This is a genomic window from Paraburkholderia sp. RL17-380-BIE-A (genome assembly GCF_046028085.1).
GTDB lineage: Bacteria > Pseudomonadota > Gammaproteobacteria > Burkholderiales > Burkholderiaceae > Paraburkholderia.
On the sequence record NZ_JARESQ010000016.1, the window covers coordinates 154,577 to 172,451 of the forward strand.

General features: G+C 65.8%; 17 protein-coding genes. 14 read left to right on the forward strand and 3 right to left on the reverse strand.

Features of this window, described 5'->3' with window-relative positions:
• Positions 1-42 precede the first annotated feature (42 nt).
• The 3 genes from P0D68_RS25665 to P0D68_RS25675 are packed head-to-tail and all read left to right on the forward strand — an operon-like array spanning position 43 to position 3,766.
• Positions 43-1,074 (forward strand): iron ABC transporter substrate-binding protein, encoded by a 1,032-nt coding sequence (locus P0D68_RS25665; RefSeq protein WP_091802179.1) that lies wholly within the window; start codon positions 43-45, stop codon positions 1,072-1,074.
• Positions 1,075-2,679 carry an ABC transporter permease gene (locus P0D68_RS25670; protein ID WP_408301433.1) on the forward strand — a complete coding sequence of 535 codons (1,605 nt, stop codon included), beginning with the start codon at positions 1,075-1,077 and terminating at the stop codon, positions 2,677-2,679.
• Positions 2,680-2,707: 28 nt separating this feature from the next.
• Positions 2,708-3,766, forward strand: a complete 1,059-nt coding sequence (locus P0D68_RS25675) for an ABC transporter ATP-binding protein (protein WP_408301435.1) — start codon at positions 2,708-2,710, stop codon at positions 3,764-3,766.
• 91 nt (positions 3,767-3,857) lie between these two features.
• On the opposite strand, the gene P0D68_RS25680 is transcribed toward P0D68_RS25675, so the two are convergent.
• Positions 3,858-4,739, reverse strand: coding sequence for a LysR family transcriptional regulator (locus tag P0D68_RS25680; RefSeq protein WP_408301437.1), 882 nt, complete (start codon positions 4,737-4,739; stop codon positions 3,858-3,860).
• A gap of 102 nt (positions 4,740-4,841) precedes the next feature.
• Here P0D68_RS25680 and P0D68_RS25685 point away from each other — a divergent pair, with 102 nt between their 5' ends.
• On the forward strand, positions 4,842-5,765 hold the full coding sequence (locus P0D68_RS25685; RefSeq protein ID WP_408184899.1) for a DMT family transporter: 924 nt from the start codon (positions 4,842-4,844) through the stop codon (positions 5,763-5,765).
• 168 nt (positions 5,766-5,933) lie between these two features.
• Here P0D68_RS25685 and P0D68_RS25690 read toward each other — a convergent pair whose 3' ends face one another.
• Positions 5,934-7,232 carry an MFS transporter gene (locus P0D68_RS25690; protein WP_177205183.1) on the reverse strand — a complete coding sequence of 433 codons (1,299 nt, stop codon included), beginning with the start codon at positions 7,230-7,232 and terminating at the stop codon, positions 5,934-5,936.
• Positions 7,233-7,413: 181 nt separating this feature from the next.
• Here P0D68_RS25690 and P0D68_RS25695 point away from each other — a divergent pair, with 181 nt between their 5' ends.
• The 8 genes from P0D68_RS25695 to mdcH all read left to right on the forward strand — a co-directional run bounded on the left by P0D68_RS25695 (position 7,414) and on the right by mdcH (position 14,568).
• Entirely contained in the window at positions 7,414-8,187 is a 774-nt protein-coding gene (locus tag P0D68_RS25695; RefSeq protein ID WP_408301439.1) for a GntR family transcriptional regulator, read from the forward strand.
• A gap of 9 nt (positions 8,188-8,196) precedes the next feature.
• The gene (gene mdcA, locus P0D68_RS25700) at positions 8,197-9,879 is read left to right on the forward strand and encodes a malonate decarboxylase subunit alpha (protein ID WP_408184897.1); all 1,683 of its coding nucleotides are present in this window, start codon (positions 8,197-8,199) and stop codon (positions 9,877-9,879) included.
• 113 nt (positions 9,880-9,992) lie between these two features.
• The gene (locus tag P0D68_RS25705) at positions 9,993-10,928 is read left to right on the forward strand and encodes a triphosphoribosyl-dephospho-CoA synthase (protein WP_408301441.1); all 936 of its coding nucleotides are present in this window, start codon (positions 9,993-9,995) and stop codon (positions 10,926-10,928) included.
• Positions 10,916-11,230 (forward strand): malonate decarboxylase subunit delta, encoded by a 315-nt coding sequence (locus P0D68_RS25710; RefSeq protein ID WP_408301443.1) that lies wholly within the window; start codon positions 10,916-10,918, stop codon positions 11,228-11,230. The genes P0D68_RS25705 and P0D68_RS25710 overlap by 13 nt, the downstream gene beginning before the upstream one ends.
• The gene (locus P0D68_RS25715) at positions 11,227-12,120 is read left to right on the forward strand and encodes a biotin-independent malonate decarboxylase subunit beta (protein WP_408301445.1); all 894 of its coding nucleotides are present in this window, start codon (positions 11,227-11,229) and stop codon (positions 12,118-12,120) included. Before P0D68_RS25710 ends, P0D68_RS25715 begins: the two co-directional genes overlap by 4 nt.
• On the forward strand, positions 12,117-12,935 hold the full coding sequence (gene mdcE / locus P0D68_RS25720) for a biotin-independent malonate decarboxylase subunit gamma (protein ID WP_408301447.1): 819 nt from the start codon (positions 12,117-12,119) through the stop codon (positions 12,933-12,935). Before P0D68_RS25715 ends, mdcE begins: the two co-directional genes overlap by 4 nt.
• Positions 12,935-13,636 (forward strand): malonate decarboxylase holo-ACP synthase, encoded by a 702-nt coding sequence (locus tag P0D68_RS25725; RefSeq protein WP_408301483.1) that lies wholly within the window; start codon positions 12,935-12,937, stop codon positions 13,634-13,636. The genes mdcE and P0D68_RS25725 overlap by 1 nt, the downstream gene beginning before the upstream one ends.
• Positions 13,636-14,568, forward strand: coding sequence for a malonate decarboxylase subunit epsilon (mdcH, locus tag P0D68_RS25730; RefSeq protein ID WP_408301449.1), 933 nt, complete (start codon positions 13,636-13,638; stop codon positions 14,566-14,568). Before P0D68_RS25725 ends, mdcH begins: the two co-directional genes overlap by 1 nt.
• 29 nt (positions 14,569-14,597) lie before the next feature.
• Here mdcH and P0D68_RS25735 read toward each other — a convergent pair whose 3' ends face one another.
• On the reverse strand, positions 14,598-15,536 hold the full coding sequence (locus P0D68_RS25735; protein WP_408301451.1) for a LysR family transcriptional regulator: 939 nt from the start codon (positions 15,534-15,536) through the stop codon (positions 14,598-14,600).
• A 186-nt stretch (positions 15,537-15,722) separates the two neighbouring features.
• On the opposite strand from P0D68_RS25735, the gene P0D68_RS25740 reads away from it, so the two are divergent.
• Both P0D68_RS25740 and P0D68_RS25745 read left to right on the forward strand, forming a co-directional pair.
• Complete coding sequence (locus P0D68_RS25740; protein ID WP_091802221.1) at positions 15,723-16,502, forward strand: putative hydro-lyase; 780 nt, start codon at positions 15,723-15,725, stop codon at positions 16,500-16,502.
• A 65-nt stretch (positions 16,503-16,567) separates the two neighbouring features.
• Complete coding sequence (locus P0D68_RS25745; protein ID WP_408301453.1) at positions 16,568-17,869, forward strand: MFS transporter; 1,302 nt, start codon at positions 16,568-16,570, stop codon at positions 17,867-17,869.
• Positions 17,870-17,875: the final 6 nt, after the last annotated feature.

The window sequence follows — 17,875 nt, forward strand, 5'->3', positions numbered from 1 at the left end:
AAAACACAAATCAACTATCACATCACAACGGATTTCTGGATCATGGCTTACAACTGGTTTGGCACTCGTCTGCGTGTTCTGAGCAGCGCGGCCGCGCTCACGCTGGCCGCTTTCGCGACGGTGCCGTCGGCGGCGCACGCCGCGTCGATCACGCTGTATAACGCGCAGCACGAGCAGGTCGTCAATCTGCTCGCCAAGGACTTCGAAAAACAGTCGGGCATTTCGGTGAAGATCCGCAACGGCGAAGGGCCGGCCATGGCCGCGCAGATCGTCGCCGAAGGCGCCGCCACGCCCGCCGACGTGTACTTCACGGAAAACTCGCCCGAGCTCATGCTGCTCGAAGAGAAAGGCCTGCTGAACAAGGTGGACGCCTCGACGCTCGCCACCGTGCCGGCGCGCTTCAGTTCGCCGAGCGGCGCATGGGTGGCGGTGACCGCGCGTGAAAACGTGCTCGCCTATAACACCACCAAGGTGCAGGCATCGCAACTGCCGCAATCGCTGTTCGATCTCGCCAAGCCGGAATGGAAAGGCAAGATCGGCATTGCCCCGAGCGACGGTGACTTCCTGCCGCTCGTCTCCGCGGTGCTCGCGTTGAAGGGCGAGGCGCAAACGGTGCAGTGGCTCAAGGGCCTGAAAGCCAACGCGCAGATTTTCGACGACGACGAAGGCGTGGTCGCCGCAGTGAACCGCGGCGGTGTCGCGACCGGACTGATCAACAACTACTACTGGGCGCGCCTGCATGCCGAACTCGGCGACGGCAAAACCCGCAGCGCGATCTATCACTTCGGCAACGGCGACGCCGGCGCGGCCGTGAACGTGTCGGGCGCCGCGGTGCTGAAGTCCGCGCACAACACGGACGGCGCCCAGAAGTTTCTCGCGTACCTGGTCAGCGACCGCGCGCAGCAGTTGATGGCGAATAGCCACGTCATGTTCGAATATCCGCTGCACGCAGGTGTCGCGCCTGACCCGATTCTCAAACCGTTCGCTGAACTGAGCCCGCCGCCGCTGACCATCCAGCAACTCGGCGACGACAGCCAGGCCGGCAAGCTGCTGCGCCAGGCAGGCCTCCTGTAAATGAGCGAAGCATTGTCAGCCGGCCCGCCGGTTGTCCCCACTGCGCCGGCGCGCGCCCGTCCGCGCGCGCCGCGTGGCCTGTTCGCGGCGGCGGCACTGAGCGCTTTGCTGGTATTGCTGCCGATCGCGTTGACGTTCTGGCGCGCCGCGAGCTTTGGCGCCGGCGAGGCGATCGATCTGATCTTCCGTCCGCTGGTCGGCGAACTGCTGATCAACACGCTGATGATCACAGTCTCGACCACGCTGGTCTGCGCGGTGGTCGGCACGGCTGCCGCGTGGTTCGTCGAACGCACGCACTTGCCGGGACGCCGCGCGTGGGCCGTGTTGAGCGCCGCGCCGCTCGCCATGCCGGCCTTTATCTCGAGCTATGCATGGGTGTCGCTGAGCCTGGATTTGCAGGACTTCGCGGGCGCGCTGCTCGTGCTCACCTGCGCGTATTTTCCGCTCGTCTATCTGCCGGTCGCCGCGGCGCTGCGCAGCATGGATCCCGCGCTCGAAGAAAGCGCGCGCGCACTCGGCTGCAACCGTTGGACCACCTTCATTCGCGTGGTGCTGCCGCAACTGCGTCCCGCGTTGCTCGGCGGCATGCTGCTGGTCGCGCTCGGCGTGCTGTCCGAGTTCGGTGCGTTCACGCTGTTGCGTTTTCACACGTTCACCACGCAGATCTACGCGGAATTCCGCACCAGTTTCGATGGCGGCGGCGCGTCGCTGCTCGCGTGCCTGCTGATCGTGATCTGCCTGATCGCGCTGGCATTCGAGTTCCGCGTGCGCGGCGCGGCGCGTTATGAACGCGTCGATCGCGGCACCCGCCGCGCGGTGTTGCGCTACGACCTCGGCGTGTGGCGCTGGATCGTCGTCGGCGGCTTTGCGTTGCTGTCGCTCACCACGCTCGGCGTGCCGCTCGGCATGATCGGCTACTGGCTCACACAACCGGGCGCGGCCGCCGTCACGCCGGCCGACGTGTCGCCCGAACTGCTGTTCAATGCGACGCTCTCGTCGCTCGGTTTCGGTCTGGCCGCCGCGTTTCTGACCACGCTGCTGGTCGTGCCGCTCGCGTTCCTGCTGGTGCGCTATCCGACCCGTTTCGCGACGCTGTTCGAACGCACGGTGTTTCTCGCGCAAGGCGTGCCGGGTCTCGTGATCGCACTGGCGATCGTGTCGCTCGCGGTGCACGTGCTGCAACCGCTCTATCAGAGCGCGACATTGCTGGTGATCGCTTACGCGATGCTGTTCATGCCGGTGGCGCTGGTCAGCGTGCGCGCCGCCTTCATGCAGGCACAACCGCGCCTCGAAGAGACCGCACGCGCACTCGGCCTGAACTGGTCGCAAACGCTGTTTCGCGTGGTGTTGCCGCTGGCGGCGCCCGGACTCGGCGCGGCCGCAGCGATGGTGTTCATCTCGGTCGTCACCGAACTGAACGCGACGCTGCTGCTCTCCCCGCTCGACACGCAAACGCTCGCCACCCAGGTCTGGGCCGACACCTCGACCATGGCGTTCGCCGCCGCCGCGCCGTACGCGGCGCTGCTCACCGGCATTTCGCTATTCGCCTCGGGCCTGCTGTTCACGCTGCTCGGCAAGTCGGCGCTACTCGGCGAACGCGGCTGACGCGCCGCGCTTTTACCATCGGATTGTCATGAGCGAACTTCGTATCCGCGGGCTGCAAAAATCTTTCGACGGCCAACCGGTGCTGCACGGCATCGATCTTTCCGTCGAGCGCGGCACGCTGCTCGCGCTGCTGGGTCCGTCGGGCAGCGGCAAGACCACGCTGCTGCGCCTCTTGTGCGGTTTCGAACGCGCGGATGGCGGCAGTGTCGAAATCGACGGCCGCCGCGTGGCCGGCGACGGTCTGCATGTGCCGTCGGAACAGCGCCATATCGGCTACGTGCCGCAGGAAGGCGCGCTGTTTCCGCATCTGTCCGTGGCGGAGAACATCGTGTTCGGCTTGCCGCGCGCGCAACGCCGCGCGCGGCATCGCGTGGCCGAGTTGCTGGAGCTGGTCGGCTTGCCGGCGAACTTCGGCGAACGCGCGCCGCAGCAGCTATCGGGCGGCCAGCAGCAACGCGTCGCGCTGGCGCGCGCGCTCGCGCCGTCGCCCACGCTGGTGATGCTCGACGAACCTTTCTCCTCGCTCGATGCCGCGTTGCGGCTCGAAACCCGGCAAGCCGTGGCAAGCGCGCTGGCCGCGACCGGCGCGACGGCCGTGCTGGTCACGCACGATCAATCCGAGGCGTTGTCGCTCGGGCATGAGGTGGCCGTGTTGTGGAACGGCCGGCTGATCCAGACGGCGACGCCGGAAAACCTCTACCGTCGGCCCGTGACGCGCGAGCTGGCGTCGTTCGTCGGCGAGGCGGTGTTGTTGCCGGGCATGGTCAGTCAGAACCGCGTGAGTTGCGAACTGGGCGAATTGCCGCTGTCCGGGCCGATAGGCGAAGGCGCTGTCGATGTAATGGTGCGGCCCGAGCAGATCCGGCTGCTGCGCGCCGAGGACACGCTGCACAACGGCGCAACGGTGCATGACGCGGTCGTCACGGAAGTGGTCTTCCAGGGACAGGACGCAGGCGTCGCGCTGCAACTGCGTTCCGGCACGCGAACCCTGATCCGCGCGCGCGTGCCTGGTTATCTTTCCCCGCGGCCAGGCGAACAGGTCCGGCTCGCGGTAGATGGCGAGGTGACGGCCTACGCGCGTGCCTAGTCGCCGCGTTTGAACATCAGAAGGTACGAAGGCGGACTTAGCGGACTTAGCCGCCTTCGGCAACTCGACTCGCCGTCACCTCGTCTCGCCGTTAAGCGGCCGCCCCGCGCGACTGAGGCCGCACCGACAAATCCTGCACCATCTGCGCGGCCAGGTAATCACACGTCGGCCGGTCCGACTTGGCGCTGCGCGCCACCACGATTTCCAGCGGCGCGATGCTCGGCAAGCCCTGCGCTTCACCGAGAATCGCGAAGCGCGGCGGCACGCTGCAACGCGTGAGCGCAATCACCGACAACCCCGCATCCACGGTCGCCACCAGCCCCATCAGGCTCGCGCTGCTGAACGCCGCGCGATAGCGGACACGCGCGCCGTCCAGCGCGGCCAGCGTATGCTGGCGCGCCACGCAGCCCGGCTCGTAAAGTCCCACCGGTAGCGGCGACGCCGCCAGCACCGGTGTATCCACCGACGCCCCCACCCACACCATCGGCTCGCTGCGCACGAATTCGCCGCGCAACTTGCGGTCGCGCGTGACGAAGGCGAGGTCGATCTTGTTGTCGGCCAGCATCGGCGCGAGCGAGGTGCTCTGCGCGCAGACGATTTCGATCTCCACATGCGGATACAGATTCGAAAAACGCCGCAATACGGGCGACAGCAACGAGGATACGTAATCGTCCGGCGCACCGAGCACCACGCGCCCGGTGACCTCGGGCCGCACGATCGCCGACCACGCTTCCTCATGCAGCGCCAGCACGCGCCGCGCGTATTCGAGCAGCGTATTGCCCGGCCGCGTGAGCGACAGATTGCGCGTATTGCGGGCGAACAGCGTCGTGCCGAGCATGGTTTCGAGCCGCTTGATCTGCATGCTGACGGCCGCCTGCGAACGATGCACGGTCGCCGACGCCTTCGTGAAGCTGCCCGTTTCCACCACCGCGACGAAAGTGCGCAACAGATCGACGTCGAATTCCGGGTGCATGATTTATCAATTCAGCTTATGGAATTGCTCAATTTAATTCGTTTGTCGGTACCGTGCAAGCCGCGCAATACTCGCGACATCCCATCACGGAGACCGCTGCGCATGTCCCTCACCCAACGTCAACAAGGCGCCATCACGCTGGCCAGCGGCGGGCTGTTGATGGGCACCATCGGGATCTTCGTCGAGGAAGCGCGGCTCGGCGCGCTGACGCTGGTGTTCTTTCGCTGCCTGTTCGGCTTTCTCGCGCTCGCCGCGTATTGCGCCTGGAAAGGCTTCTTCACGCACGCGCATTTCACGCGACGCACCGTCGCGCTCGCGCTGATCTCGGGCGTGCTGATGGTCACGCAGTGGGTCGGGTTCTTCGATGCGATTCATCGCACCAGCATCGCGGTCGCTACCGTGGTATTTCACGTGCAGCCGTTCTGGGTCGTGCTGATGGGCGCGGCGTTGTTCAACGAGCGACTCGGCGTGGACCGGCTCGGATGGATTGCGACTGCCTTCGTGGGACTCGTGCTCGCGTCGGGCGTTGCGGCCACTGAGCATCTGCAAGGCCACACGAGCTATCTGATCGGCATTGGTGAAGCGCTCGCGGGTTCGGTGCTGTATGCGAGCGTTACGGTGATCGCCAAGGGGCTCGGCGATTTACGGCCGCATCTGCTGACGCTCGCGCAGTGTGCCGTGGGCGTCGTGTGCCTGCCGTTCATTGCGCCGCTCACCGCTGAGCATATCGGCCCGATGCAGTGGTTCTGGCTGGTCGGCATGGGCGTGCTGCATACGGGACTGTCGTATGTGCTGATTTACGGCGCGTTGCCCAAGCTGAGCACGCCGATCATTGCCGTGTTGCTGTTCGTGTACCCGTTGACGGCGATCCTGGTGGATGCCGTTGTGTACGGGCGGGCGTTATCGATGCCGCAGCTTGCCGGCATGGCGTTGATCGTGGTCGCGAGTCTGGGGGTCAATCTCGGGTGGCCGCTGCTTTCGTTGCTGCGGCCGGGTGGACGGGCGCGACGGCATTCGTGCGATTAATCGCCGGTAACCTGGCAGAGGTTCGCAACCCACTTCATCTGGATGCCGAATTAGTTTCACAGAATGAGATGCATGCCGACGATCCGACGATTGAACCGCCCTTGCGAAGGCTGACGGCACGCAATCATGCGCGAGGTCAGCCTCACCCCACTCAGCCAAGCCGCCAGCTCACTGCGGCAACACCTCGCCCTTCGTCTCCGGCGCAAACGGAATCACGAACAGGCCGACGATAAATGCCAGCGCCGTCAGCGCCACCGGCACGCCGAGCGTATGCATATGCAGCACTGCCGCGCCGAGCAGAAAATTGACGCCCGCGCCGACGAACCGCCCGAACGACGTGCAGAACGCAAACGCCGTCGCTCGCACCCGTGTTTCGAACTGCTCCGGCAGCCACAAGCTGAACAGCGCGAAATTGCCACCGAAGAATCCCAGCACGAACAGCCACGCAATGAACGGCGCGAGACCGTTAGGCAAATAAAATGCCCAGCCGAAACTGCCGACGATCGCGATCGCCATGCCGAGGAAGTAGATCGCCAGCGTCTTCTTGCGGCCGATGCGCTCGGCTAGCGGCGGCAACGCGAGACAGCCGAGGATCGTCGCGATGGACAACAAGCCCGTGGCCAGCGAGGCCGTTCTGATCGCGTCGTTCTTGGCCATGCCGGCCTTGGTCGCCAGTTGAATCACGGCGGACGGCTCGTACACCGCGCCGGCCCACAACCCGATGATGGCGATCGTCAGCAGAATGCAGGCCACCCAGGTGCGGCGCCGATACGCCGGTCCCATGATCTCGCGCAGCGGTTTGGTGCGCACCGTGCGCGCCTCGGCCTTCTGCCACTTCTCCGACTCTTTCACGCGCAGCAGGATCAGAATCGCGACCACCACGGGCACCGCGCCGGTCAGGAACATCGCGCGCCAGCCGTAATGCACGCCGACCGTGTAATTCAGCGCCGCAGCGAGGAAGAAGCCGGCGTAGTAACCCGTCTGCAGATAACCGGCGCCCATCTTGCGGCGATCCTCCGGCCACGCCTCCGCCACATACGTCCCGGCCAGCGCCCACTCGCCGCCAATACCGACACCGGCAATGAAACGATAGATGCCGAGTTCCCACACGTTGTGCGAGGTCGCCGCGAGGCCCGTGAAAATCGCGAACGTGAAGATCGTGCCGGCCAATACCTTGGTGCGGCCGTAGCGGTCGGCGAGCGGCCCCCAGATGAACGACAGGCCCCAGCCGACCAGAAACAGCGCGAACAGGATCGAACCGGCGAGGCCGACGTTCGCCGGCGTCGCGGCATAACCCGAGCGCGGCAGCAGTTCGGTCAACGCCGGCGTCAGCACGAGCGCATAGATGAACGAGTCCATCCCGTCGAGCGTCCAGCCTGCCCACGCTCCCCAGAAGCCTGCGATCTGCGAACGATTGAGCGGCGTGCGACGCCGCGTGACCGACGTGCGGTCGGTTAGTGAATTCATCATGCTCCTCCGGCCCAACGGTTAATGTACGTAACGGCAATGACGAGAGATGGCGCGGTTGTGATGACCTGACGGCGTCCATGCACGACGGGTCAGGAGCATTGGCGAGCAGAACGGCAAAAATCTTTTGCGGGTTTGCCCGCCTGTAATTCGCGTCTTTTCATATATAATATTTAATATTATGAGCGATGCAATAGATGGTTTTCCCCTGGACGCTTCGGCGCAAAGCCCGCTTTTACCTGCGGCCGCGCCGCGTGAGAGCACGTCCCACCTGATCGCGGAGGCGCTGCGTGCGGCGATAGTCAACGGCACGCTGGCGCCTGGCGCCCCGCTGCGGCAAGACGCGATCGCGCGGCATTTCTCAGTCAGCGCAATTCCCGTGCGCGAGGCCTTGCGGCAGTTGGAGAGCGAGGGATGGGCCAAAGCCGCTGTACACAAAGGCGCGACCGTCGCCCCTTTGTCGGCGGAAGAAGCGCGCGAGATCTACGAGATCCGCTCGGCGCTGGAAAGCCTTGCGATCGGTCTTGCGATTCCCCATCACACCGCCGCCACGCTGCGCGAAAGCGCCGGTCTGTGCCGCGCCGCCGAACGCGAAGCCGACCCTTGGCTGTATGTCGAGCGCAATGTGGCGTTTCACATGAGCCTGTACGCGCCCGCGGCGCGTCCGCAGCTTGCCGACATGATCGGTACGCTGCACCGGCGCGGCGAACGATATCTACGCCTGAAGTTCGGCTTGCCGTCGTACAAGGGCGAGTCCGACAATGAACACGCCGCCCTGCTCGACGCCGTGCAACGCCGCGACGTGCCCACCGCGCAGGCGTTGGTTGTCGCGCATCTGCTGGGCACGGGCGACCTGCTTTATCGTTTTTTGACCGAGCGCGCGCAGGCTGAAGCCGCGCTAGCGAATCAACCCAAGCCGCGCGGCAGACGCCCGCGCGCCGCCACCGGGAGCTGAGAGAAGCCGATGAACCGACCCGCCCAAGCCGCTGCGTCCGCAGTGTCGCCCCCTACCGCCGCCCGTTCGTGGACCACGCGCCGCGACGAAAAGAACCGCCGCCTCGCCGCCATTGCACCCTGGCTGGAAGACGGCGTGCTGCCGTCGAACCGTATCGTCGATGCCCTCGAAACGCTGATTCAGCCAGGTGACCGCGTCGCCCTCGAAGGCGACAACCAGAAACAGGCCGACTTCCTGTCGCGCTCGTTCGCCAAGGTCGATCCGCAAAAGATTCACGACGTGCATCTGCTAATTTCGAGCATTGGCCGTCCTGAGCATCTGACGCTGTTCGAGCGCGGCATCGCGCATAAAGTCGACTTCTCGTTCGCCGGGCCGCAAAGCCTGCGGGTCGCGCAACTGCTCGAAGACGGTCAGCTGGAAATCGGCGCGATCTATACGTATGTCGAGTTGTACGCGCGCATGTTCGTGGATCTGACGCCGCACGTCGCGCTGCTGTGCGCGGAAAAGGCCGACCGTCACGGCAATCTGTACACCGGCGCGAATACCGAAGACACGCCGACCATTGCCGAGGCAGCCGCCTTCCGTCATGGCATCGTGATCGTTCAGGTCAACGAGATCGTCGACGAATTGCCGCGCGTCGACATTCCGGGCTCATGGGTCGACGTGGTCGTGCAGGCGGACCGGCCGTTCGCCGTCGAGCCGCTGTTCACGCGCGATCCTCGCCATATCGGCGACCTGCAGGTGCTCACCGCAATGATGGTGATTCGCGGCATCTACGAACCGTACGGTGTGACATCGCTGAATCACGGTATTGGTTTCGACACCGCCGCGATCGAATTGCTGCTGCCCACTTACGGCGAGTCGCTCGGCCTGAAAGGCAAGATCTGCCGTAACTGGACGCTCAATCCACATCCCACCATGATTCCCGCGATCGAATCGGGCTGGGTCGACAGCATTCATTGTTTCGGCAGCGAAGTCGGCATGGAGGCGTATATCGAGGCGCGTCCCGACGTTTTCTTTACCGGTAACGACGGCAGCCTGCGCTCGAACCGCGTGCTCTGCCAACTGGCCGGGCAATACGGCGTCGATCTGTTCATCGGCTCGACCTTGCAGATCGATGCGGACGCGAATTCGTCCACCGTCACGCGGGGGCGTCTGGCCGGGTTCGGCGGCGCGCCGAACATGGGCCACGATCCGCGCGGCCGGCGTCATTCGAGCGAAGCGTGGCTCAAGCTGCTGCGCGATCAGGGCCCGGTGTCGCGTGGCCACAAGCTCGTCGTGCAAATGGCCGAGACCTACAAGAAAGGCGGCGAGCCGACCTTCGTCGATGAACTCGACGCCGTCGCGGTCGGCGCGAAAAGCGGCATGCCGATCGCGCCCGTGATGATCTACGGCGACGACGTCAGCCATGTCGTCACCGAGGAAGGCATCGCGCATCTGCATAAGGCCGAAGGTATCGACGAGCGGCGCGCGGCGATCGCCGCCGTGGCCGGCGTGACGCCGATCGGGCTGCGCGCCAAACCGGAGAAGACCGCGGAGCTGCGCCGGCGCGGCATCGTCGCGTATCCCGAGGATCTCGGCATTCGTCGCGGCGAGGCCAAGCGCTCGCTGCTGGCGGCGCGCAGCATCGACGATCTGGTGACGTGGTCGGGGGGGTTGTACGAACCGCCGGCGCGCTTCAGGAGCTGGTAAGCATGGCGCCCGCTGCTTTGCTCGCGCGTACGGCGCAAGCGTCGACTCCGAGCGCTCGCGCCGTACGCGCGACGCAGGCCGATCTTCGCGCCGGACCTGCCGGAGTGGCTGGAGTGGCTGCACTTGCCGGCGCCGCTGACCGCACGACCGTTCTGCACACCGCTCCGCGCACCGCCCGCCTCGCGCCCGCGCCCTCCGACGCGCAACTCGCCCATTACGCAGTCTCCGCGCTAATCGACGAAGCGCAACTCACGCCAAAGCCCGCGCTGGTCGACCGGCGCGGCAGCGGCGCGCATCGCGACCTCGATCTCGCCACCATGCTGCGTTCGGCCAACGCACTCGAGCCGACCTTTGCCGCACTCGCACGCGCAGCGCGCCGCCGGTGCGAACCGTCCGCGTTGCTGCGCACCGAGCTCGCGCAGATCGGCCGCGCCGGCGAACTGGACATGCTGCACGCCACAGGCGGCAGCAACGCGCATCGCGGCGCGATCTGGATCGTCGGGCTGCTGGTCGCGGGCGCGTCGCTGCCTGGAGGCGCCATGGGTCTGAACGCATCGCGAATCTGCACGGGGGCCGCGCAGATCGCGTGCTTCCCGGATCGCTTTGCCGCACCGTCAGACAGTCATGGCGAGCGCGCGCGTCAGCGCTACCACGTCGGTGGCGCGCGCCGCGAAGCGCAAGACGGCTTCCCGCACGTCATCGACGTCGGGCTGCCCGCTTTGCTCGCGGCACGCGCGCGAGGCATCGACGAAAACGAAGCGCGCGTCGACGCCCTGCTCTCGATCATGGCGTTGCTGGACGACACCTGCCTGTTGCATCGCGCGGGGTTGCCCGGCCTGCACGCCGGACAGCACGGCGCGCAACGCGTACTGGACGCGGGCGGCAGCTCGACGCCCGCGGGCCGCGCCGCCCTCGCTGTGCTCGAACGCGAATTGCTGTCGCTCAATGCATCGCCCGGCGGCGCAGCCGATCTGCTCGCCGCCACTCTCTTTCTCGACATGCTGGCGCATCACGACGCCAGCGGGAGCCAGGACTCATGGAACATCTGACCTTCGACTATCCGGCGCAACGCGTCGTCACGACCCGCGCGCATGTCGGCGTGGTGGGTTCGGGCGACCTTGAAGTATTGCTCTCGCCCGCCGATCCGGCCGGCGCGCTGAGCGCGCATGTGGTCGTGCGCACCAGCGTGGACGGCTACAGCCACATCTGGAAAAGCGTGCTCGACCGCTTCTTCACTCGCTACGACGGCGCCGCGCAAATCGAAATCAACGACTTCGGCGCGACGCCCGGCGTGGTCGCATTGCGGCTCGCGGAAGCCGTCGAAGCCGCCGAACAGGGAGACGACGCATGAATACGGTTGCGAGCACCCATCCCGCGCCGATGCTGCGCGAAAGTTTCATCGAACTGCCGGCGCGCGAACGCGCCCGCTCACTGCTGGACGCGGGCACCTTCCGCGAACTGCTCGGTCCATTCGACCGGATCGAGTCGCCGTGGCTGCCGCTGCAAGGCGTCGTCTGCCAGGCGGATGACGGTTGCGTGATCGCGCGCGGCACCATCGACGGCGAGCCCGCCGTGGTCGCCGCGATCGAATCCGCGTTCCAGGGCGGCAGCATCGGCGAAGTGTCGGGCAGCAAGATCGCCGCGGCGCTCGAACTGGCCCTGCGCGACTGCGAAAACGGCAAGATCGTGCGGCCGGTCGTGCTGTTCGAAACCGGTGGCGTGCGGCTTCAGGAAGCCAACCTCGGCCTCGCGGTGATCTCCGAGATTCAGGCCGCGATCGTCGCGCTGCGCCGGCATGTGCCGGTGGTCGGCGTGATCGCGGGCATGGTCGGCTGCTTTGGCGGCATGTCGCTGGCGGCTGCGCTGTGCTCGTATCTGGTCGTCACGAAGCAGGGGCGGCTTGGCATGAACGGCCCCGAAGTGATCGAACAGGAAGCCGGCATCGAAGAACTCGACGCCAGCGATCGCCGCCGCGTGTGGCAACTGATCGGCGGCGAACAGCGAACGGCAACCGCGCTCGCCGATCAACTGGTCGACGACGATGCCGACGCGGTGCGCGCCGCCGTGCGTACCGCGTTCACGCAAGGTGTGCCGGCCGCGCATCGCACCGAACAGGTCGACCTTTTTCTGAACCGGCTCGCGCGGATCGATCCCGCCAGCGTCACGCCGGAAACCATGCGCGACGTGTTCAACCGTCAGGCGCAGAACGAGCAGAACGCATTGCGCAAGGAGCAAGCATGAGCGACGTACAACTCAGCCGCGGCGCGCGCTGGTTCCAGGCGCTCGCCGGCGAATCGGCCAGCCAGGCGCCCGTGTGGAGCGGCGACGCGCAACTCGGCGACGAAACCGCCCACTTCTTCTCGGTGGTGCCCGATCCATCAAACCGCTTTCCTCGCGCCACCGACAACGTGGTCGGCCTCGAACAGGGCTGGCGGCTCGCTCGCGCCGTGCGCGACGTCATTGCACGAGACGAAGCGAGCGGCACGCGCCGCCCGATCGTCGCGATCGTCGACGTGAAAAGTCAGGCTTACGGCTATCGCGAGGAAATGCTCGGCATTCACCTCGCGTGTGCGGCGGCCGTCGACGCCTACGCGGCCGCGCGCGACGCGGGTCATCCCGTGATCGCGCTGATCGTCGGACCGGCGATGTCGGGCGCCTTCCTCGCGCACGGTTATCAGGCCAACCGCATCGTCGCGCTCGACGCGCCCGGCACCATGGTTCACGCCATGGGCAAGGAAGCCGCCGCGCGCGTCACGCGCCGCACGGTCGAAGCACTCGACGCGCTCGGCGAAACCATCGTGCCGATGTCGTACTCGATGGCGTCGTTCGCCAAGCTCGGCCTGCTGGACCAGTTGATCGACGGCATCGATGCCGACGCGCCCGACGCCGCGCAGATCGAGCGCGTGCGCGAAGTTCTGAGCGAACAGATTCGCAGCGTGCGCGACGATGGTCGCCGCAACCTCGCGCATCGGCTGGAATCGGCGGCGGCGCAGAAGAACCGCGCGGCGTCGATCGAAGTGCGCCGCCGTCTCGCCGAACAATGGGATGCCGCGTGATGCAGGTGTGCGCCGCGCCGCCGTTTGCAATCGACCACGCGTTGTCGTGCAGTGCGCGGTGGCGGCCGCATGACTTGCTGCGCTTGCGACATTTGCAGGCTTTCGAGGGCGAACCGGCGTGGGTGCGCGAGGCTTTCGGACGCGCGCCGTATGCGGTCGTAAGACGCGCACTGGCGGCTGAGGGGTTCGTTGCAATCGGTATGCGCGGTGCCGGGCGCTCGCAACGCTACGGGACGTGGGCGTCGTCGGCGGATGTAGTGAGCGCCGTGTCGCCGGAAGCGCTGGCGTCAAGCACCCCGCTCGAAGGGCGCGGCGCATTGCCCGCGTTCGCCGCGCTCGCCGCGTTGCAGGACGACGCGGCCGGCCCGTTAGCCGCGTTGACGTGGGGCCCGAGCGGCAGCGCCGGCTTTGAACTGGCCACACGCGTGGCGACGGTGACGGCGTCGAGCGATCTCGATCTGCTCATCCGAATGGACGAAAAACCGCTCGCGCGAAACCACGCGATTGAATTGCTGGATCACCTGCAGGTACTGGCGCAACGTGTGGGCGTTCGCGTGGACGCGCAACTCGAAACACCCGCGGGTGGCGTGGCGCTGGCCGAATGGGCCGCGGGAAAATCGCGCGTGATGGCACGCCATGCGAGCGGCCCGCGCCTGATTACCGATCCGTGGGCCACCGCGACTTACGGTAGCCACGCCTGATGCTCGCCCTGCTTTTCCCCGGACAAGGCGCGCAGACCGATGGGTTCCTGCATCGCCTGCCTCGGCATCATGCAGTGCGCGACACGCTCGAGGAAGCTTCGCAGGTGCTCGGCGTCGACGTGCTCACACTGGACACGCCGGACGCACTGCGCTCGACCGTCGCCGTGCAGATCGGCTTGACGGTGGCAGGCGTGGCGCTCACGCGCGCGCTGGCCGATGAACAGCTCGTGCCGGAGATCAGCGCGGGCTTATCGGTCGGCGCCTATGCAGCGGCGGTAAGCTGCGGCGCGATTCATTTCGACGATACGCTGAAGATGGTTCGCCGCCGCGCCGAGCTGATGGAAACGGCCTACCCATCCGGCTACGGTCTCGCCGCCATATCCGGTTTGACCGAATATCAAGTGGAAACACTCGCCGTACGGCATGCCGATGAAGACCACCAGCATGTCTACATCGGCAACGTGAATGCGCCGCGCCAGATCGTGATAGCGGGCGCGAACGAAGCGCTCGACGCCTTCATCGCACGCGCGCTGGCCGCCGGCGCGCGCAAGGCCACGCGCCTCGCGGTGAGCGTGCCGTCGCATTGCGAACTGCTCGCGCAGGCCACGGACGAATTGGCCGCTTACGCTAAGGACGTGCCTTTTCACGCGCCGCACAGCACGTATGTCGGCAATCGCGGCGGACGTCCTTTGTACACGGCGGACGCGATCCGCAACGATCTCGCGACCAACATGCGCTACACCGTGCGCTGGTTCGACGCGCTCACCGTGATGCAGGAAATGGGCGCGCGCGTGCTGATCGAAGCGCCGCCGGGACAGGTATTGACCGACATTGCGCGAGAGCACTTTCCGGATACCGCCGCGCTCGCCGCCAGCACGTTCTCGTTCGATCGGCTCGTGGCCACTGTGCGACGGCGTCTGGACGCGCGCTGAATGAGCCACGGCGTGTTCGTCAGCATGCCTCAGCGTTTCCCGATCAACTGCCGTCCCATCGCCTTCGCATACTGATCGCAAGCGTTGCGCGCGACACGGGATGCCGCGAGCACACCGACGTCGGCATCGTCGCGGTAGTACATCGCGACGTCGATCGGTGGCGGCAATGGCCGTACCTGCAATTGGCCCAGTTCGCCACGGGTCAGATAAGGCTCGACGAATAACGCGGGCACGGCCGCCACCCCATAACCGTCGCGCAGCAGTTTCACGATCACCGCGACCGACGGCATGCAGGTCACCTGCGTCTGCGCGAGCGGCACGCCGGCGCGCTTTGCGAGCGCCTGCACGATCCCTTCGACCGCGATTTGAGGCGCGGTGCCACGGCCGAACGTCAGCACGGGCTTGCTCAATACCGTCTGCACATGTTTCGCGCGGCTGGCCGGTATCAGATCGCTGCGCGCGATCCAGCGCACGGGATAGCTCGCCAGCAAGGTCGAGACGATCGACGCCTCGTGCTCCGCGGTTTCGTCCACCTGAATCACCAGATCCAGTTCGCCCGCCCGCAAACGCGGTCCGAGTATCGCGCTCGAATCGACGGTGAGGTCCACGACGATGCGGTTGTATTCGAGGTTCAGCATCCGGATGTAGTCCGGCAGCCAGCTATGCACCACCGTCTCGATCACGCCGAGGCGCAAACGCGTCGCCACTTGCGTCTCGTCCTGAGCGGCCAGTTGCAGCGAGCGCGTGGCCTGCACCACCGAGCGCGCATGCGCGAGCAGCCGCTCGCCATTCGCGGTGAGCTGAAAGTCAGCGGCATCGCGCTCGATCAACTCGACGCCCAACTCGGCTTCGAGCGTTTTGATGCGCAACGAAATCGCGGCGGGCGTCGCGTGCATGGCGGTGGCGGTCGCGCGAAAACTGCCCAGGCGGGCGAGCGTCAGAAAGGTTTCGACAAAGCGGGTATTCATTGCGGAGCTCTCTCAACAACGGCGGAATGCACGCGATCATCGCCGCAAACCGGCTGCGGCGCTGTTAAGTTTAATTTAACGAAACGCAATAAAAACTCGCTGGATGGATATTTTTGACGTTACTAATCTGGGTCGCAACGCTGAAGTGTTTTCAGCCACACCGGTCTACCTGGAGCCGAGCAGTTCATGTCCTACACGCCATCCGAGTTTCGTCAGCAGATTCGCGCTCGCCGATTGTCCGGTCCCACCGCCGGCTACTGCGGAGATTATGCGCAAGCCAACCTCGCCATCCTGCCCCATCAATACGCCGACGATTTTCTGCGCTTCTGCACGCTCAACCCGAAAGCGTGTCCGCTGCTGGGTATCGGCGAACCGGGCGACTGGCGCGTGCCCGCGCTCGGCGCCGATCTCGACATCCGCAACGATGTGCCGGCGTTTTACGTGTACCGGCATGGCGAGCGCGCCGAGGAAGTGCGCAGTCTCGACGAACTGTGGCGCGACGACCTGGTGGTGTTCGCGATCGGCTGCTCGTTTTCCTTCGAAGAAATGCTGCGGCGCGAAGGCATCGCGTTACGTCATATCGAACAGCAGGTCAACGTGCCGATGTATCGCACGCGCGAGCGCAACGTGGCGGCCGGCGTATTCGGCGGCAACCGCGTCGTGTCGATGCGGCCCATGAAGGCCGCCGACGCCATCCGCGCGATCCAGATCACCAGCCGCTTTCCCGCCGTGCACGGCGCGCCGGTTCATATCGGCGATCCGTCGCTGATCGGCATTCGCGATCTGGCGCGTCCCGATTTCGGCGACGCTGTCGAAGTGCGCAGCGACGAACTGCCGGTGTTCTGGGCTTGCGGCGTCACACCGCAAGCCGCCATCGAAAGCGCGCGTCTGCCGTTCGCGATCGCTCACAAGCCGGGACACATGCTCGTCACCGACATTCCCAACACCACGCTCGCGGTGCTGTAGACAACACGTTCATTCCCTCACCTGCCGCGCGACGAGCCGCGGCCCACGACGACCGGAGTGCAAGCATGGAAACCGAAGCGCAGTTGACCGCCGACGCTGAAACTTACGGCGCATCCGGCACAGGGAAAGGCCCGTTCGCGTGGTATCGGCAGATCTCCGGCAGTGAGAAGCGCGCCTTCTGGAGTTGCAAGATCGGCTACGTGCTCGACGCGATGGACACGCAATTTCTGAGCTTCGTCATTCCGACGTTGATCGCGACATGGGGCATCACGCGCGGCGACGCCGGCCTGATCGGCACCGTCACGCTGCTGAGTTCGGCGCTCGGCGGCTGGGCCGCCGGCGTGCTGTCGGATCGCATCGGCCGCGTCAAAACCTTGCAGATCACGATTCTCTGGTTTGCCGTCTTCACGCTGGCTTGCGCGCTGGCGCAGAATTTCGCGCAATTGCTATGGGCGCGCGGGCTGATGGGCCTCGGCTTCGGCGGCGAGTGGACGGCAGGCGCGGTGTTGATCGGCGAAGTGATCCGCGCGCGCGATCGCGGCAAAGCGGTGGGCCTCGTGCAGGCGGGCTGGGCGATCGGCTGGGGCATTTCCACGCTGCTCTTCATGGCCGTGTTCTCGCTCGTGCCGCCCGATTACGCGTGGCGTGTGCTGTTCGCCATCGGTATCGCGCCGGCGCCGTTCGTGATCTGGATCCGACGCTTCGTCGACGAGCCCGAGGTGCATCGGCAGCAGAAAGCGGCGCAGGCCGCCTCGCAAACGCGCACCTCGCTGCTCGACATTTTCCGTGGCGAGATTCTGTGGACGACGCTGCGCGCATCGGTGCTGGCAACCGGTGTACAAGGCGGCTACTACGCAGTGACGACCTGGCTGCCGACGTATCTGAAGACCGAACGGCATCTGAGCGTGATCGGCACCGGCAGCTATCTGGGCGTGGTGATTATCGGCTCGTACTGCGGCTATCTCACGGGCGCCTATGTCAGCGACAGGATCGGGCGTAAGCGTGCCTTCATCGCGTTCGCGCTGGCGTCGTGCGCGATTGCGCTGATCTACACGCAATTGCCGCTCGACAATCTCTCGATGCTGGTGCTCGGCTTCCCGCTCGGCTTCTGCGCGTCGGGCATTTTCTCGGGCATGGGCGCGTTCCTCACCGAGCTGTTTCCCACCCGCATGCGCGGCTCCGGCCAGGGCTTTTGCTACAACTTCGGGCGGGCAATCGGCGCAACGTTTCCGTTCCTGATCGGCTACGTCTCGCAAACGATGACGCTCGGCCACGCGATCGGCGTGTTCGCGGCGGCGGCGTACGGTGTCGTGATCCTCGCTGCGTTGACGCTGCCCGAAACCCGAGGCCGGCAACTCAGCGCGTGAGGCACC

What these genes read in the sequence shown, in the direction of transcription:
- P0D68_RS25665 (WP_091802179.1), top strand. Translation starts at nt 43, where the DNA reads ATGGCTTACAACTGGTTTGGCACTCGTCTGCGTGTTCTGAGCAGCGCG.
- P0D68_RS25670 (WP_408301433.1), top strand. Translation starts at nt 1,075, where the DNA reads ATGAGCGAAGCATTGTCAGCCGGCCCGCCGGTTGTCCCCACTGCGCCG.
- P0D68_RS25675 (WP_408301435.1), top strand. Translation starts at nt 2,708, where the DNA reads ATGAGCGAACTTCGTATCCGCGGGCTGCAAAAATCTTTCGACGGCCAA.
- P0D68_RS25680 (WP_408301437.1), bottom strand. Translation starts at nt 4,739, where the DNA reads ATGCACCCGGAATTCGACGTCGATCTGTTGCGCACTTTCGTCGCGGTG.
- P0D68_RS25685 (WP_408184899.1), top strand. Translation starts at nt 4,842, where the DNA reads ATGTCCCTCACCCAACGTCAACAAGGCGCCATCACGCTGGCCAGCGGC.
- P0D68_RS25690 (WP_177205183.1), bottom strand. Translation starts at nt 7,232, where the DNA reads ATGAATTCACTAACCGACCGCACGTCGGTCACGCGGCGTCGCACGCCG.
- P0D68_RS25695 (WP_408301439.1), top strand. Translation starts at nt 7,414, where the DNA reads ATGAGCGATGCAATAGATGGTTTTCCCCTGGACGCTTCGGCGCAAAGC.
- mdcA (WP_408184897.1), top strand. Translation starts at nt 8,197, where the DNA reads ATGAACCGACCCGCCCAAGCCGCTGCGTCCGCAGTGTCGCCCCCTACC.
- P0D68_RS25710 (WP_408301443.1), top strand. Translation starts at nt 10,916, where the DNA reads ATGGAACATCTGACCTTCGACTATCCGGCGCAACGCGTCGTCACGACC.
- P0D68_RS25715 (WP_408301445.1), top strand. Translation starts at nt 11,227, where the DNA reads ATGAATACGGTTGCGAGCACCCATCCCGCGCCGATGCTGCGCGAAAGT.
- mdcE (WP_408301447.1), top strand. Translation starts at nt 12,117, where the DNA reads ATGAGCGACGTACAACTCAGCCGCGGCGCGCGCTGGTTCCAGGCGCTC.
- P0D68_RS25725 (WP_408301483.1), top strand. Translation starts at nt 12,935, where the DNA reads ATGCAGGTGTGCGCCGCGCCGCCGTTTGCAATCGACCACGCGTTGTCG.
- mdcH (WP_408301449.1), top strand. Translation starts at nt 13,636, where the DNA reads ATGCTCGCCCTGCTTTTCCCCGGACAAGGCGCGCAGACCGATGGGTTC.
- P0D68_RS25735 (WP_408301451.1), bottom strand. Translation starts at nt 15,536, where the DNA reads ATGAATACCCGCTTTGTCGAAACCTTTCTGACGCTCGCCCGCCTGGGC.
- P0D68_RS25740 (WP_091802221.1), top strand. Translation starts at nt 15,723, where the DNA reads ATGTCCTACACGCCATCCGAGTTTCGTCAGCAGATTCGCGCTCGCCGA.
- P0D68_RS25745 (WP_408301453.1), top strand. Translation starts at nt 16,568, where the DNA reads ATGGAAACCGAAGCGCAGTTGACCGCCGACGCTGAAACTTACGGCGCA.